Here is a 15,017-nt window from a genome sequence, read left to right on the forward strand (position 1 = left end):
GTAAAATTCGACCAACGTGGATAAATCTTTTCTCTCAGAATTCTGAGTGCTTCATGTTTAACGCTTCGGCCGTAAAAATATTTCTTACTTTGAGCGAGTGATCGTAAGACACCTCATTTAACTTTATAAAAAATATGGGCTTATCGATTCGGGTCGGATTGCTAAATTTTACTGGGGTGATAGCGTCTATCTGGAAAAAGCTTTTGCGATTAAAGAGATACTCGCCTTCCATACGAAATTGTGTCGTTACACCATTAACGAAGGGCTTGCTGCTTTTGCCATTAATTTTAAAAACCACTATAGCAGCACCAGGCATATCTCTCCATTTCCTTACGAACATAAAGCCTTGATTCAGCGCTATATTTGCAAGCTTCCCGGAGCAGGAGGCTGACATAAATGCGGGGTAATTGCTGACAATATCACCAGGAGAAAACTTTAACATGGTGGCTTCAGGCGCATCGACGACTCGAATAAGCTGCTGACTGTTTGCCATTATAGGCAGGGCATCAATTGCTTCACTTAAATCGTTGGCGACTCTCCGCATTTCATCACTGGGTTTACCACTAAAAAGTGCTTGGTTAAGTTTAAAATTATTGTCACTATTTCCCTGTGCCCAATTTACTAGAGGGGAGTCTTTATAGCGTCTCTGCCCTTTCACATAAGTCCATCCTCGTAAAGCTTCCTTATACTTATTCGGTAACAGACTGAATACTCGCAAATAATTAAGACGGTATAATACTGAAGGTTTCGTTCCTTTCCATTTAACAGGATTGAGAATAACTTGAGTAATAAACTTTTCCCACTCAGGCGAATCGAATTTTTTGTCAAAATAAAGAGTGAAGGTATCACAGGCTCCACCAATGGACCGACGGCAACGTGTTTGCCCGAGTAATTTATTAGAGCGAGATCTTTTCAGTATGACTTTACGCAGTGGATTTTTTAATAGGCGATTCAGCATTCGCATCAAATCCAAGGGCGGTATAATAAAACAGGCGACCTCTTTTGCTGTTAATTTCGCCATTTTTGAGAGAGTAGGTTTTATAGCGTTAAAAATAGCCTGGCGTAACAAGGCCCCCGCCAATCCATGCAAACGCGCGGTTCTCATCGCACTAAGTGCCACTTTTATCCCGCTACTGCCCAGTTTGTATAACGGGATACCCAACATTATGAGTGTTAATCCCAGATCAATTATATCGCCTAACAAATCTGAAAAGGTTGGAGAATAGTGTGGGTCGTTAACCGAGCGCTGTATAACATCGAAAAAGGGAACCAGTGAGAGCACTTTTTCCGCAATCGTCTTATTCAGGTTATCTTCCCTAAAGGCGACAACAATGGCGATAAGCGCGTCATGTTGGAGTGTTATAAATGCATCATTGAGGGTAGGCGCCTTCATATCAACATTAATACTTTGGCTATATTTCTTAATGACCCACTGATTATCAGGGATCGATTTCTCCGTTCTAAGCCAAAGCAGATTATTCAACGCCTGAACATCAAGCATAGAACCTAAAAAAGTTTCATCGTTGCGCAAACTTTGTATCGACGCAATGTGTTGTTCAGATACTAGCTCACTAACATCAGCGGCCATAAATAACGGTTCCCAACTGCTGGCGGCGTAGATTTTCCCTGAATCACCCCGTAAAAAGTATATGTGTTTACCGCCAACGAACGTCCTCCAGTCTACCGGCTCTTTGGGGATTGTTTTGTAATATCCTATTCTTAACGAGAAAAGTGGGTGATAGACGCGCTCTAAATCCAGCTGGCTTATGCCCTGCATAGCCATTATCTGTTTAACGGTATTCGCGGCGTCGTCAGATGCGCTATCTCTCAGATATACGTTAAACTGCTCATAATATTTTTTAAGATCACCGATTCCACTGCGCGTTGAAAATGGCTCTGGCGTTTTACGTTGTAGAGGACGAAACTGCATTTTATAAAACTTTAAGATGGACTCAGCATTAAAAATGCGCTGACGGGTGGCGTGAGCCGCTAAAAACTGATGCTCAAAGTCTTCTTGCGAAGGGTCCAGGCCCCACTCGATGATGCGCGCCTGAATGTAATAGAGTGAAGACTCATAGCGAATAAACTTTGTGGCGAGTGACGACGTATAATATTCCGATTTACCATCTAACAATTGATTTACATGGGAAAATAAACTCTCATCTTTCAATGATTCATATTCACTCTTGCTGTATGCAATCCTGCCTGCCATCAGTCGATTACTGGCCAGTGAAAGGTAGCTGCTAAGCGGATTCTCTTTCAGATAGCGAATAATCTGATGCATCGGCTCAATCCAATGCTTGGTCTTTTCTAGCTGCTGTTTAAAGTTCAGGATCGGCGTTGTGTTAACCGGGGGCGTCGTCATATTAGAAATTGGTTGCCAATATTGCTCATCTCCTTCATTTTTTTTGTTTTTTACGTCCCTATCCAGCTGCTGTATTTTTGTTCTCTTTCGCTCGACGTTTTTGCAATAAATTCTTTGGGTCTTAACAGCGTTGTTTTTTTCGTGCCGAATTTGCGTGTGATTATTATTTTTTACGTCCGAACAAACGTTCTTACCTCGAGAATTCGAAGCGCGAGATAAGTAACCTTGAACGTTAAAATCCGAAAGAGTAACGGGCTGGATGTTCTGCGTAGCGTTCGGCGAAGACCGTATTTTTTTGTCGCGCTGCTTAATAGAATGTTGTTTTTGTAAAACATGGGGCGATGCTTGTGGTGAAAATGCAGACTGAACGGGGCGACTTAACGATTTATTATCTGCGAAAGATTTAACTTCGATAGAAGCAATTTTTGAATCCGCCTTTGCCCTGGAAACCGTAGCCAGCGCGCTAATCCCTACGGCAGCCGCCAAAAATAGACCTTTGGGCTGCCTGTCAGGCCTGCTTTTTAAGCTCGATAGCTGATGCGAAACATTTTTGCTCCCTTCCAAATAAATTCTCTCTGACTTTCCGGCTTGAGTATAAAAATCTCGGCCTTTTATTTCACTCTTCGTATAGCTGGTCGGTATATGCTGAACACTCTTAATTCCTGGCATGTTAGTACATTTCCCTCTGTATTTAACATAATACGCCAATCGACCTTTGCCGACCGCAGACAGCTAAAGTTCCTTTAATAACTTGAAATTTAGGCGAAAAAAAACCCGAAGCAGTTTCCCGCTTCGGGTTTAGAGAGAGTATCAGCAGAGTAGCGAAATTAAATATCGATATTCGCTGCTTTCAATGCATTTTCTTCAATGAAGGCACGACGAGGTTCTACCGCATCGCCCATCAAGGTGGTAAACAGCTGATCAGCGGCGATGGCATCTTTGATGGTCACACGCAGCATGCGGCGCTGGTCTGGGTCCATGGTTGTTTCCCACAGCTGATCCGGGTTCATTTCACCCAAACCTTTGTAACGCTGGATAGACAAACCACGACGTGACTCTTTCTCCAACCACTCCAGCGCCTGTTCGAAACTGGTAATCGGCTGACGACGTTCGCCACGTTCAATATAGGCATCTTCTTCGATCAGGCCGCGAAGTTGCTCACCCAAGGCGCAAAGTTTGCGGTATTCACCACCGTGTACAAACTCGAAGTCGAGATCGTAATCGGTATCAACCCCGTGTGTACGGATGCGCAGCACGGCTTCGAAAATTTGACGCTCGCGGTTTTCACGTACGATAGCGCTGTAGCTGCTACCGTGAGACTCTTTTTCATTGAGCAGAACAACCAGTTTTTCCATCCACTGCTGCACTTTTTCCTGACTGCTTAGGTCAGCTTCGCTCAGCGTAGGTTGGTAGATAAGGTTATTGAGCAGCGCGCGTGGATAACGACGTTCCATGCGGCCAATCATTTTCTGCACCGCATAGTGCTCGGCAACCAGCTTTTCCAAAGAAGGCCCTGACAAGGCTGGAGCGCTGGCATTGGTGTGCAGCGTTGCGCCGTCCATTGCGATGGTTATCTGGTACTGAATCATCGCTTCGTCATCTTTAATGTACTGTTCCTGCTTGCCTTTTTTCACTTTGTACAAAGGCGGCTGAGCAATAAAGATGTGGCCACGCTCAACGATTTCCGGCATCTGACGATAGAAGAAGGTCAGCAACAGAGTACGAATGTGCGAACCATCGACGTCGGCATCGGTCATGATAATGATGCTGTGGTAGCGCAGTTTGTCTGGATTGTATTCGTCACGGCCAATGCCACAGCCCAGCGCCGTAATCAGCGTAGCGACTTCTTGAGAAGAGAGCATTTTATCGAAACGCGCTTTCTCAACGTTCAGGATTTTACCTTTCAGCGGCAAAATGGCCTGGTTCTTACGGTTACGCCCCTGTTTTGCAGAGCCGCCCGCGGAGTCCCCTTCCACTAAATACAGTTCAGAGCGAGCCGGGTCGCGTTCCTGACAGTCTGCCAATTTACCCGGCAAACCGGCTAAATCGAGCGCACCTTTACGGCGAGTCATTTCACGCGCTTTACGTGCAGCTTCACGCGCACGGGCTGCATCAATGATTTTACCGACAACGATTTTCGCGTCGCCCGGGTTTTCCATCAGATAATCAACCAGCTTCTCGTTCATCAGGGTTTCAACCGCTGATTTTACTTCTGAAGAAACCAGCTTGTCTTTAGTCTGAGATGAGAACTTAGGATCGGGAACTTTCACAGAAACCACGGCAATCAGGCCTTCACGGGCGTCGTCACCGGTGGCGCTGATTTTTGATTTCTTGCTGTAGCCTTCTTTATCCATGTACGCGTTCAACGTACGGGTCATCGCCGTGCGGAAGCCGACCAGGTGAGTCCCCCCGTCGCGCTGCGGGATATTGTTGGTAAAGCAGTAAATGTTTTCTTGAAAACCGTCATTCCACTGCAGTGCAACTTCGACACCGATATCATCTTTCACGGTAGAGAAATAGAACACGTTTGGATGGATTGGGTTTTTGTTTTTGTTCAGATATTCCACAAAGGCCTTGATGCCACCTTCGTAGTGGAAGTGATCGTTTTTGTCATCACGCTTGTCGTGCAAGCGAATAGCCACACCAGAGTTGAGAAACGACAGTTCGCGCAGGCGTTTCGCCAATATGTCGTACTCAAATTCGGTGTTGTTGGTGAAGGTGTTGAAGCTCGGCCAGAAACGCACCGTCGTACCGGTTGCCTCCGTTTCGCCAACCACTTTCAGCGGATTCTGAGGCACGCCGTGGACGTAGGTTTGCTCGTGAACTTTACCTTCACGGCGAATAACCAGCTCCAGCTTTTCAGACAGGGCGTTAACAACAGATACGCCTACGCCGTGCAGGCCGCCGGACACTTTGTATGAGTTATCGTCAAATTTACCGCCGGCATGAAGAACCGTCATGATGACTTCTGCGGCAGAAATGCCTTCTTCTTCATGAATACCGGTAGGGATACCGCGTCCGTCATCCTGTACGGATACGGAGTTATCCGCATGAATGGTAACGAGAATCTCTTTACAGTGGCCAGCGAGGGCTTCGTCGATAGCGTTGTCCACAACCTCGAATACCATGTGGTGCAGACCAGTGCCGTCATCGGTATCGCCGATATACATGCCGGGGCGCTTACGCACCGCGTCCAGCCCTTTTAATACCTTGATACTTGAGGAGTCATAAGAATTCGACATCAACGTTTCTCGCTCATTTTTAGTCCTGTGATAGAACGGCTATTTTACCTTGTTCCACGCGGAACATCTTGCCCTTTTCACCCACCATATCGGTTACTTGTTCAGCGCCGATCGCGCTGACAAAAACCTGGGCCTGGGTGGCTATAAGGCGATCGGCCAATAACCGGCGTTTGCCGGTATCCAGCTCGGAGGCAAAATCGTCAAGAAGATACAGGCAACGCCGCCCGCTCTGTCGGGTGAGAAACTCACCCTGCGCTAATCGGAGCGCGCACATCAGCAGTTTTAACTGACCGCGAGAAAGCAAATCTTCCACCGGCGTGCCGTCGGCACGGATGCGAAAATCAGCTTTATGCGGTCCCGATGCTGTGTAAGTCAAGGCTCTGTCACGCTCAAACTGGCGCTCCAGCAGTTCCCCATAGTCACTTTCTTTGTCCCAGCCGCGCTGGAACGAAAAACTTAGGGAGAACTCGGGCAGAAATTGCGCACAGGTCGCGCTGATATCAGCGGCGATAGCCTGGCTGTACTCTGCCCGCCATTCGCTAATACGCTCGGCCAGCGGGATAAGTTCTTGATCCCAAGCGCGAATTTGCGTATAGCGACTCACCTGGCGCAGCGCGGCGTTGCGCTGCTTGAGTAACCGACGCAGGTTACTCCAGGCGATGAAAAAACCGGGATCGTGATGAAAACAGCCCCAGTCCAAAAATGCGCGGCGGAATTTCGGTCCACCGTTTAATAATGTAAAGCCTTCCGGCGTAATCAGCTGCATCGGCAACATCTGTGCCAATTCGGACACCTTGTGCCCGTCGCTGCCATCGATTCGCACCTTACTGTCGCCCTGACGGCTTTTGCTCAAACCCACACTCAACTCGCGTTCACCGCCGTCATCAATGCGGCCGTGCAGCACAAACTCCGGCTGGTCGTGACGAATAACTCTGCCCGCCTGCAAACTGCGAAAGGCGCGGCCATGCCCGAGGGTATAAACCGCTTCGAGCACGCTCGTTTTACCGCTACCGTTGGGGCCCACCAGGAAATTAAAACCGGGCGACGGCGCTAAGTCCGCCGCCTCGATGTTGCGGAAATCTTTAATCAGTAATCGCGTTAATGCCATCTATATATACAATTCCAGGGCGTCAGCGTCTTCGAAATCACAAACGCATAGGCATGACGACGTAGGCCGCAGCCTGACTGGCGCCGTCTTCAATCTGTACGCTCGACACCGAATCGGTCAGCAACAAACGGACTTCATCGCATTTCAGCGCATTAAGCACGTCGAGAACGTAGCTGACGTTGAAACCAATTTCCATCTCGGTGCCGTCATAGGCAACGTCGAGAATTTCCTCGGCTTCTTCCTGCTCTGGGTTGTTGGCCGTGATTTTCAACTGATTCTGGCTGACATAAAGTCGCACACCGCGGAATTTCTCATTGGAGAGAATAGCCGCACGCGCAAACGCCTGTTTCAGCAAATCACAGCCTGCTTGCAGGGTTTTATCCGGATTTTTCGGCAATACACGGCGATAATCAGGGAAACGGCCATCAACCAGCTTGGAGGTAAAGATGAAATCACCCACGTGAGCACGGATGTTATTGCTGCCAATTTGCAGTTGCAGCGGGGTGTCACCACCGTCGAGCAAACGCACCAGCTCCATCACGCCTTTACGCGGAACAATCACCGAATGTGACGGCAAAGACTGGCCGACAGGCATTGAACATACGGCCAGACGGTGGCCGTCGGTTGCGACAGTACGCAGCTCTTCACCTTCGGTTTCAAACAGCATGCCGTTGAGATAGTAGCGAACGTCCTGATGCGCCATCGAAAACTGTGTGGCCTCAATCAAACGTTTCAGCGTAGCCTGGGGCAGGGTGAATTCGACCTCGCTCTGCCAGTCATCAAGATTTGGAAAATCCGTCGCGGGCAGCGTAGACAGCGAGAAACGGCTACGCCCGGAGCGAACTAGCATGCGCTCGCCTTCCAGCGTGACGGTAATCTCTGCACCTTCCGGCAAACCACGGCAGATATCAAAGAATTTACGCGCAGGGACAGTCGTCGCACCGGCGTCATGAGGTTGAGACAGCGCCACTTTGGCGACCATCTCCATTTCAAGATCTGTACCCGTCAGCAACAACGCGCCCTCTGTGACCTGCAACAACAGGTTACCGAGAATAGGCAGTGTAGGTCGTCCACCCAGTGGGCTACTGACCTGTTGCAGTGGTTTCAGCAAATGCTCACGTTCAACAATAAATTTCATAGCGCTAGGAGGAGAGTGTCCTGATTAAGTTAGAGAAATCTTCTTTGATGTCATGGCTTTCTTCACGCAACTGCTCGATTTTTCGGCAGGCGTGCAACACCGTAGTATGGTCACGACCACCGAACGCATCGCCGATTTCTGGCAGGCTGTGGTTGGTGAGCTCTTTAGCCAGCGCCATCGCCATCTGACGTGGGCGAGCAACCGAACGGGAACGCCGTTTGGAGAGCAGGTCTGCAACCTTAATCTTATAATACTCGGCAACAGTTTTCTGAATATTATCAATGGTGACCAGCTTTTCTTGCAGTGCAAGCAGGTCACGCAGCGCTTCACGCACGAAATCGATAGTGATGGCACGGCCAGTAAAGTTGGCATTGGCGATAACGCGGTTTAGCGCGCCCTCGAGCTCACGCACGTTTGAACGCAGGCGCTTGGCAATAAAGAATGCCACTTCACCCGGCAAACGAATGTCATTCTCGTCGGCCTTTTTCATCAAAATAGCGACGCGAGTTTCGAGCTCGGGCGGCTCGATAGCCACGGTTAAGCCCCAGCCGAAGCGGGATTTAAGCCGATCTTCAACGCCGTTAATCTCTTTAGGATAACGGTCGGAGGTCAGAATTATTTGCTGATTGCCTTCCAGCAGGGCGTTAAAGGTGTGGAAAAACTCCTCCTGCGAACGCTCTTTATTAGCAAAAAATTGAATGTCATCGATAAGCAGTGCATCCACGGAGCGATAGTAACGCTTGAATTCTTCAATGGCGTTATTTTGCAGGGCTTTTACCATATCCTGCACGAAACGCTCGGAATGCATATAAACCACTTTAGCATTGGCCTTGCGGGCCATAATCCCATTGCCTACGGCATGCAGCAAGTGGGTTTTACCCAGACCGGTTCCGCCATATAAAAACAATGGGTTATAAGCGCCACCCGGGTTATCTGCTACCTGACGGGCCGCAGCACGCGCCAACTGGTTAGACTTACCTTCAACAAAATTATCAAAGGTATGTTTGGGATTAACATTAGAACGGTAAGACAGCTCGGGCTGTACCGGCGAGCTGTCCCAACTTGGACGTGAAGGGGCTGCGCGCGGCAGCGTACGTGCCGCAACCGGTGAACTCACGGCGGCAGCAACGGTTTCATTAACGCGTTGCACCAGCGGCTTGCTGCCTACCTCAAAACGTAACAAAGGCGCATCCGTGCCACAAAAATCGTTCAACAGACCGTTAATGTTATTTAAGTATTTGTCACGTACCCAATCGAGGACAAACCGGTTTGGTGCATAAAGCGCCAAGGTGTTGTCACTCAATTCCGCCTGCAAAGGGCGTATCCACATACTGAATTCTGTGGCAGGTAACTCATCCTGCAATCTGGCAAGACACTGCTGCCAAAGCGAAAGTGACACGGCGGACTCCACTCGAACAAGACCAAAAAAGAAAAAGGATCAGGATATTTTTTAAATCATGATTTTAGACACACGCCTCGCTCGCACATTTACAGCTACGCCACGGGATTTAACCGTAGTTCTTTAATAAATGTTGAGGAGATGTCTTGAGGCCACCCTGTCAGCGGCCAAAAGCGACGTGTGAACCGATTTTTACGGTTTTTTGTCGGCTATAAGTTTTGTTTAAAAAATCTACAAGCCGATCGGTAATCCGGGACGGATCGCCGATCGGAATGGCGGATCATAACGCAAACGGCGGCAGAGATCCTCCCCTTCCTCACACAATAGATCCTTTTTATCCACAGGCATCGTTAGCTTGGTGGGTAAGCCTAGGCAAACCTGCAACAGAACCTATGAATAGTAGGCGGGTGTCGGCAGCTTTGCACAGAAAAAAAATATTTCATCCCGCACCATTCACAGGTTTTCAACCGAGATCACAATAACAATGCTCAAGGATCAGCCAGCGATCCTTGCGATTTAGGCAGGAGTCCGTATAATCCTCAGCCCTACGTGTGATACCCGAGCTCCTGATGGTCATCGGTGAGCACGGGAATATTTGGTAAACATTTTGGCGCGCTTTATAGCAATGTAAATTGACTCAGGACTGTACAATTACTACAATCCCGCTTCTTTATATGATGCGACTAAGGCATCGGTTGTTTTTTCGCCGAAAGCCCACGCGTTTACCGATCAGTTTTAATTTTAAGTTTAGGTAGAAATCGCCATGAAACGCACTTTCCAACCGTCCGTACTGAAGCGCAACCGTAGCCACGGTTTCCGTGCTCGTATGGCCACCAAGAATGGTCGTCAGGTTCTGGCTCGCCGTCGCGCGAAAGGCCGTACCCGTCTGTCTGCTTCTAAGTAATAAAAGCTAACCTGTTTAGTGGTTAAGCTAGCTTTTCCCAGGGAGTTACGTTTGTTAACTCCCCGTCATTTCACTTTCGTCTTCCAGCAGCCACAACGGGCCGGCACGCCTCAAATCACCATCCTTGGCCGCCTGAACGAGCTGGGGCATCCCCGCATCGGTCTTACTGTCGCCAAAAAACATGTCAAACGCGCTCATGAACGTAATCGGATTAAACGCCTAACCCGCGAAAGTTTCCGTTTAAATCAGCATGCGCTGCCGTCTATGGATTTTGTTGTGCTGGTCAAGAAGGGGGTCGCCGATCTCGATAACCGTGCGTTAACGGAAGCGTTGGAGAAATTATGGCGTCGACATTGCCGACAGGCTCCCGCATCCTGATTGCCTTGATACGCGGGTATCAATTGGTAATCAGCCCAATGCTTGGGCCTCATTGTCGTTTTCGACCAACCTGCTCTCAATACGGTATTGAGGCAATTGGTCGCTTTGGCATGGTAAAAGGCAGTTGGTTGACGTTCAAACGCGTATTAAAATGCCATCCTTTAAACCCAGGTGGTGATGACCCCGTACCGCCGAAAACCGACAATAACAGAGAACACTAACGATGGATTCGCAACGCAATCTTTTCCTCATCGCTCTGCTGTTCGTGTCTTTCATGATCTGGCAGGCTTGGCAAACGGACCACGCTCCGCAAGCAGCCAACCAGACCACGCAACAGACTGCGAACACAGCCACCGGTGATGCTGCTAACCAGGCTGTTCCTGGAAGCGGACAGGGCAAACTGATCACCGTCAATACTGACGTCCTCTCATTAACCATCAACACCCGTGGTGGCGATATTGAGCAGGCGCTGTTGACTCAATACCCAGTAGCGCTGAAATCTACAGCACCATTCCAGCTGCTGGAAACGACTCCTTCTTTCGTCTATCAGGCTCAAAGCGGTCTGACCGGCAAAAATGGCCCTGACAATCCGGCTAACGGCGAACGTCCTCTGTTCACCACCAGCCAGGACACCTTTACGTTAGGTGAAGGCCAGACTGAATTGCGCATCCCACTGACTTATACGGCTCAGAACGGCGCAGTTTATACCAAGACTTTTGTTATCAAACGCGGCTCATACGCGGTGAACGTTGACTACAACATCAACAACACTACGCCAGCTCCGTTGGATTTGACCCTGTTCGGTCAGCTGAAGCAAACCGTCGATTTGCCTAAACATCGTGATACCGGGAGCAACAACTTTGCTCTGCATACTTATCGCGGCGCGGCATACTCTTCCAGCGATGACAAATATCAGAAATACGCGTTCGATAAGAGCGAAAGTCTGAACGTCACCACGCAGGGCGGATGGGTTGCCATGTTGCAGCAGTACTTTGCAACGGCGTGGATCCCTTCAGCGAAGGACACTAACACCTTCTACACCACCACCAATAACGGCATCGCCTCTATCGGCTTTAAAGGTGCACCGTTCGTTGTTCAGCCTGGCGCTCAGCAACAAGTGGGTTCAATTCTGTGGGTGGGTCCAGAGATTCAGGACAAAATGGCCGCTATCGCGCCACACCTTGACCTGACCGTAGACTACGGCTGGTTGTGGTTTATCTCTCAGCCGCTGTTCAAGTTGCTGAAATTTATCCACAGCTTCATCGGTAACTGGGGCTTCTCCATTATCATCATCACCTTTATCGTGCGCGGTATCATGTACCCACTGACCCGTGCGCAATATACGTCGATGGCGAAAATGCGTATGTTGCAGCCGAAACTGGCCGCAATGCGTGAGCGTATTGGCGATGACAAACAGCGCATGAGTCAGGAGATGATGGCGCTGTACAAAACGGAAAAAGTTAACCCGCTGGGTGGCTGTCTGCCGTTGGTAATCCAGATGCCTATCTTCCTGGCACTGTATTACATGCTGTCTGGCTCCATCGAACTGCGTCATGCGCCGTTTGCATTGTGGATCCATGATCTGTCGGCGCAAGACCCGTATTACATTCTGCCGGTTCTGATGGGTATCACGATGTTCTTCATTCAGAAGATGTCGCCGACGACCGTTACCGACCCAATGCAGCAGAAGATCATGACCTTCATGCCGGTTATCTTCACCGTGTTCTTCCTGTGGTTCCCGTCTGGCCTGGTGGTGTACTACATCGTCAGTAACCTGGTGACCATTCTCCAGCAGCAGCTGATTTATCGCGGCCTGGAAAAACGTGGCTTGCACAGCCGCGACAAGAAGAAAGCCTGATCGGACATAAATAGTTTGCGTTGACACCCTCGGCGCATAACATAATAAGAAGGCGGTCAATGCATTGACCGCCTTCTTTTTTATTAAAAATGCAGAGAACTCTATGAATACGTCAGACACTATCGTTGCTCAAGCTACGCCGCCAGGCCGCGGTGGCGTCGGTATTGTGCGCATCTCAGGCCGTGCGGCCAGCCTGATTGCGCAGGAAATATTGGGCAAACTGCCTAAGCCGCGCTACGCCGACTATTTGCCGTTTCGCGATGCTGACGGCAGCACGCTGGACCAAGGCATAGCGCTGTGGTTCCCCGGTCCTCACTCGTTCACCGGTGAAGACGTGCTTGAGCTGCAGGGCCACGGTGGGCCGGTTATTCTCGACTTGCTGATCAAACGCATCATTGCGCTGCCGGACGTGCGTATTGCACGCCCCGGTGAGTTTTCAGAACGTGCGTTCCTTAACGACAAGCTGGATTTAGCTCAGGCTGAGGCGATTGCCGACCTGATCGACGCCAGTTCAGAGCAGGCTGCGCGATCTGCGGTTAACTCACTGCAAGGGGCATTCTCGTCGCGTATTCATCATCTGGTGGAAGCACTCACTAACCTGAGAATCTATGTTGAAGCAGCCATTGACTTCCCGGACGAGGAAATAGACTTCCTGTCCGACGGTAAAATTGAAGCTCAGCTCAATGCGGTGATCGGCGACCTGAATGCGGTGCGAACTGAAGCGCGTCAGGGCAGCCTGCTGCGCGAGGGGATGAAAGTGGTGATTGCCGGTCGTCCAAATGCCGGTAAATCCAGCCTTCTCAATGCATTAGCGGGACGTGAAGCAGCGATTGTCACTGACATTGCCGGAACAACCCGCGACGTGCTGCGTGAGCATATTCATATCGACGGAATGCCGCTGCACATTATTGATACCGCCGGACTGCGCGACGCCAGTGATGAAGTTGAGCGCATCGGCATCGAACGTGCGTGGAATGAGATTGAACAGGCCGATACTGTACTGTTTATGGTTGATGGTACGACAACAAACGCCACCGAGCCGGCAGAAATCTGGCCGGAGTTTATGGCACGTTTCCCCGCCTCGCTGCCCATCGTGGTTGTACGAAATAAAGCCGACGTGACAGGCGAGACAATGGGTAAGAAAGAAGTGAATGGTCACTCACTTATTCGCCTGTCGGCTCGTACTGGGGAGGGTATTGACCTGCTGCGTGACCATTTGAAAGAGAGCATGGGCTTTAACCAGAACATGGAAGGCGGATTCCTCGCCCGTCGCCGCCATTTACAGGCGTTGGAACAGGCCGCACAGCATCTGTTACAGGGTAAAGATCAGCTTCTGGGTGCTTGGGCGGGTGAACTGTTGGCGGAGGAGCTGCGTCTTTCCCAGCAGTCACTGAGTGAAATAACCGGTGAGTTCAGCTCTGACGACCTGCTGGGCCGCATTTTCTCCAGCTTCTGTATTGGCAAATAAATCCACATAGAAGTAAGCACTTACTTACAAGATGATCAAGTGAGTAAGTGCAAAATCACTGATAGTGACTTAACGTTATACGGCCTTAAGTCGTTCAATACCACGTCTTAAACTTTCGCACATAGCTTTCATACCCTGCGTCACCAACCAGATATTACTTTCTTTATCATGCTTATCGATAAAAACATTTATTTTACTTATTAATAAGCCAGCTTTTGTTTTTGATGACTTATTTACACTCGTCTCAATTTTAATAAACTCTTCACGGAGGGCAAGCAGTCCCTCCTTAGCCCGCTCAAGGCCATTGATGCGTTCGGTTATCTTAGATTGCTTGGAGGGACTGCTTGTTTCATAGGCCTCTCTATTGTCGAATACTGTGTCATCAAAATCTTTATACGTGTTATCAAGATCGGTGATAAGTCTATTTTTTATTAAATACAGTTTCATTCTATTTATTGTTTCAGAAAAACTTTCCTGAGTCTTTACTTCGGCATTTGTGTTGTCATATTTATTAAGTGTATTCACCCCAATTGCCAGCTCTGCTTCTTGTGTGAACTTATTTCCTTGATCCAGAATGTAATTGGGGTCGAACTCCCATTTTACTGCTCCAAAATTATCTATCCCCTCCTCCCCATCGTCATTATTCGAGAATCTTTGTGCATCAGCGCTGATCCCCGACAACAGTGTGACAGCGATTAACGCAGTAAAAAATTTAATGGGGGTTGATAATTGTCTAGCTCTATATCCTGAGGCCGTTTTATTTTCCTCTCGAGATTCAAGACGGCTAAAATTAACAAGATAACTCTCATCATTTATTAACGTTAACCTCCCTGTATTCTTCACATTATTAACATATTTAGCGACATTTGTTTTATTGGTATAATTATTTTTCACATTTTTTATCGATACATACCCTGGAGCGTATTTGACATTTTTGTGCCATGTTATTTCATTCATCATTTACCTCTTTTCATTTATCATAATTAACATTTTTTAAAACTACACACAAAGCCTATTAAGAAAAATAAAAAAACAATCATGATGCGTAAATAATGAATTTTAATGATCTCGATCAAATATAAAATTACCCTCTTGGCATGGACACGCAATGAGATAATGACCTCAAGCCCTTTTATCTTTTTCTATTATTATTAGAT

11 protein-coding genes are annotated in these 15,017 nt (G+C 48.6%); 5 read left to right on the forward strand and 6 right to left on the reverse strand.

The genetic code is table 11. The features are described from left to right. Positions 1-34: 34 nt before the first annotated feature. From BS639_RS16005 to dnaA, 5 genes are all read right to left on the reverse strand, one after another. The gene (locus BS639_RS16005) at positions 35-3,034 is read right to left on the reverse strand and encodes a hypothetical protein (protein ID WP_084983608.1); all 3,000 of its coding nucleotides are present in this window, start codon (positions 3,032-3,034) and stop codon (positions 35-37) included. Between the two features lie 158 nt (positions 3,035-3,192). Beyond that, positions 3,193-5,607: a DNA topoisomerase (ATP-hydrolyzing) subunit B gene (gene gyrB, locus BS639_RS16010; RefSeq protein ID WP_055775466.1), complete on the reverse strand. Its 2,415-nt coding sequence runs from the start codon at positions 5,605-5,607 to the stop codon at positions 3,193-3,195. A gap of 19 nt (positions 5,608-5,626) precedes the next feature. Continuing rightward, complete coding sequence (recF, locus tag BS639_RS16015; protein ID WP_055775461.1) at positions 5,627-6,715, reverse strand: DNA replication/repair protein RecF; 1,089 nt, start codon at positions 6,713-6,715, stop codon at positions 5,627-5,629. A 37-nt stretch (positions 6,716-6,752) separates the two neighbouring features. Beyond that, the gene (gene dnaN / locus BS639_RS16020) at positions 6,753-7,853 is read right to left on the reverse strand and encodes a DNA polymerase III subunit beta (protein ID WP_055775458.1); all 1,101 of its coding nucleotides are present in this window, start codon (positions 7,851-7,853) and stop codon (positions 6,753-6,755) included. A gap of 4 nt (positions 7,854-7,857) precedes the next feature. Continuing rightward, positions 7,858-9,252 carry a chromosomal replication initiator protein DnaA gene (gene dnaA, locus BS639_RS16025; RefSeq protein WP_055775455.1) on the reverse strand — a complete coding sequence of 465 codons (1,395 nt, stop codon included), beginning with the start codon at positions 9,250-9,252 and terminating at the stop codon, positions 7,858-7,860. A 763-nt stretch (positions 9,253-10,015) separates the two neighbouring features. Between dnaA and rpmH the strand changes: the two genes are divergently transcribed. The 5 genes from rpmH (at position 10,016) to mnmE (ending at position 13,860) form a co-directional block, all read left to right on the forward strand. Beyond that, positions 10,016-10,156 carry a 50S ribosomal protein L34 gene (rpmH, locus tag BS639_RS16030; RefSeq protein WP_009637487.1) on the forward strand — a complete coding sequence of 47 codons (141 nt, stop codon included), beginning with the start codon at positions 10,016-10,018 and terminating at the stop codon, positions 10,154-10,156. Between the two features lie 18 nt (positions 10,157-10,174). Then, positions 10,175-10,534 (forward strand): ribonuclease P protein component, encoded by a 360-nt coding sequence (rnpA, locus tag BS639_RS16035; RefSeq protein WP_009637488.1) that lies wholly within the window; start codon positions 10,175-10,177, stop codon positions 10,532-10,534. Then, complete coding sequence (gene yidD / locus BS639_RS16040) at positions 10,498-10,755, forward strand: membrane protein insertion efficiency factor YidD (protein ID WP_055775452.1); 258 nt, start codon at positions 10,498-10,500, stop codon at positions 10,753-10,755. The genes rnpA and yidD overlap by 37 nt, the downstream gene beginning before the upstream one ends. Positions 10,756-10,757: 2 nt before the next feature. Next, positions 10,758-12,392, forward strand: a complete 1,635-nt coding sequence (gene yidC, locus BS639_RS16045) for a membrane protein insertase YidC (protein ID WP_055775449.1) — start codon at positions 10,758-10,760, stop codon at positions 12,390-12,392. 103 nt (positions 12,393-12,495) lie between these two features. Next, positions 12,496-13,860, forward strand: a complete 1,365-nt coding sequence (mnmE, locus tag BS639_RS16050) for a tRNA uridine-5-carboxymethylaminomethyl(34) synthesis GTPase MnmE (RefSeq protein ID WP_084983613.1) — start codon at positions 12,496-12,498, stop codon at positions 13,858-13,860. Positions 13,861-13,935: 75 nt separating this feature from the next. Here mnmE and BS639_RS16055 read toward each other — a convergent pair whose 3' ends face one another. Beyond that, positions 13,936-14,820 carry a hypothetical protein gene (locus tag BS639_RS16055; protein ID WP_139804122.1) on the reverse strand — a complete coding sequence of 295 codons (885 nt, stop codon included), beginning with the start codon at positions 14,818-14,820 and terminating at the stop codon, positions 13,936-13,938. Positions 14,821-15,017: the final 197 nt, after the last annotated feature.

The organism is Rouxiella silvae (assembly GCF_002093625.1).
Taxonomy (GTDB): domain Bacteria; phylum Pseudomonadota; class Gammaproteobacteria; order Enterobacterales; family Enterobacteriaceae; genus Rouxiella; species Rouxiella silvae.

Excerpts from the sequence above, each read along its gene's own strand:
- yidC (WP_055775449.1), top strand. The coding sequence starts at position 10,758 with ATGGATTCGCAACGCAATCTTTTCCTCATCGCTCTGCTGTTCGTGTCT.
- yidD (WP_055775452.1), top strand. The coding sequence starts at position 10,498 with ATGGCGTCGACATTGCCGACAGGCTCCCGCATCCTGATTGCCTTGATA.
- dnaN (WP_055775458.1), bottom strand. The coding sequence starts at position 7,853 with ATGAAATTTATTGTTGAACGTGAGCATTTGCTGAAACCACTGCAACAG.
- BS639_RS16005 (WP_084983608.1), bottom strand. The coding sequence starts at position 3,034 with ATGCCAGGAATTAAGAGTGTTCAGCATATACCGACCAGCTATACGAAG.
- gyrB (WP_055775466.1), bottom strand. The coding sequence starts at position 5,607 with ATGTCGAATTCTTATGACTCCTCAAGTATCAAGGTATTAAAAGGGCTG.
- BS639_RS16055 (WP_139804122.1), bottom strand. The coding sequence starts at position 14,820 with ATGATGAATGAAATAACATGGCACAAAAATGTCAAATACGCTCCAGGG.
- rpmH (WP_009637487.1), top strand. The coding sequence starts at position 10,016 with ATGAAACGCACTTTCCAACCGTCCGTACTGAAGCGCAACCGTAGCCAC.
- mnmE (WP_084983613.1), top strand. The coding sequence starts at position 12,496 with ATGAATACGTCAGACACTATCGTTGCTCAAGCTACGCCGCCAGGCCGC.
- recF (WP_055775461.1), bottom strand. The coding sequence starts at position 6,715 with ATGGCATTAACGCGATTACTGATTAAAGATTTCCGCAACATCGAGGCG.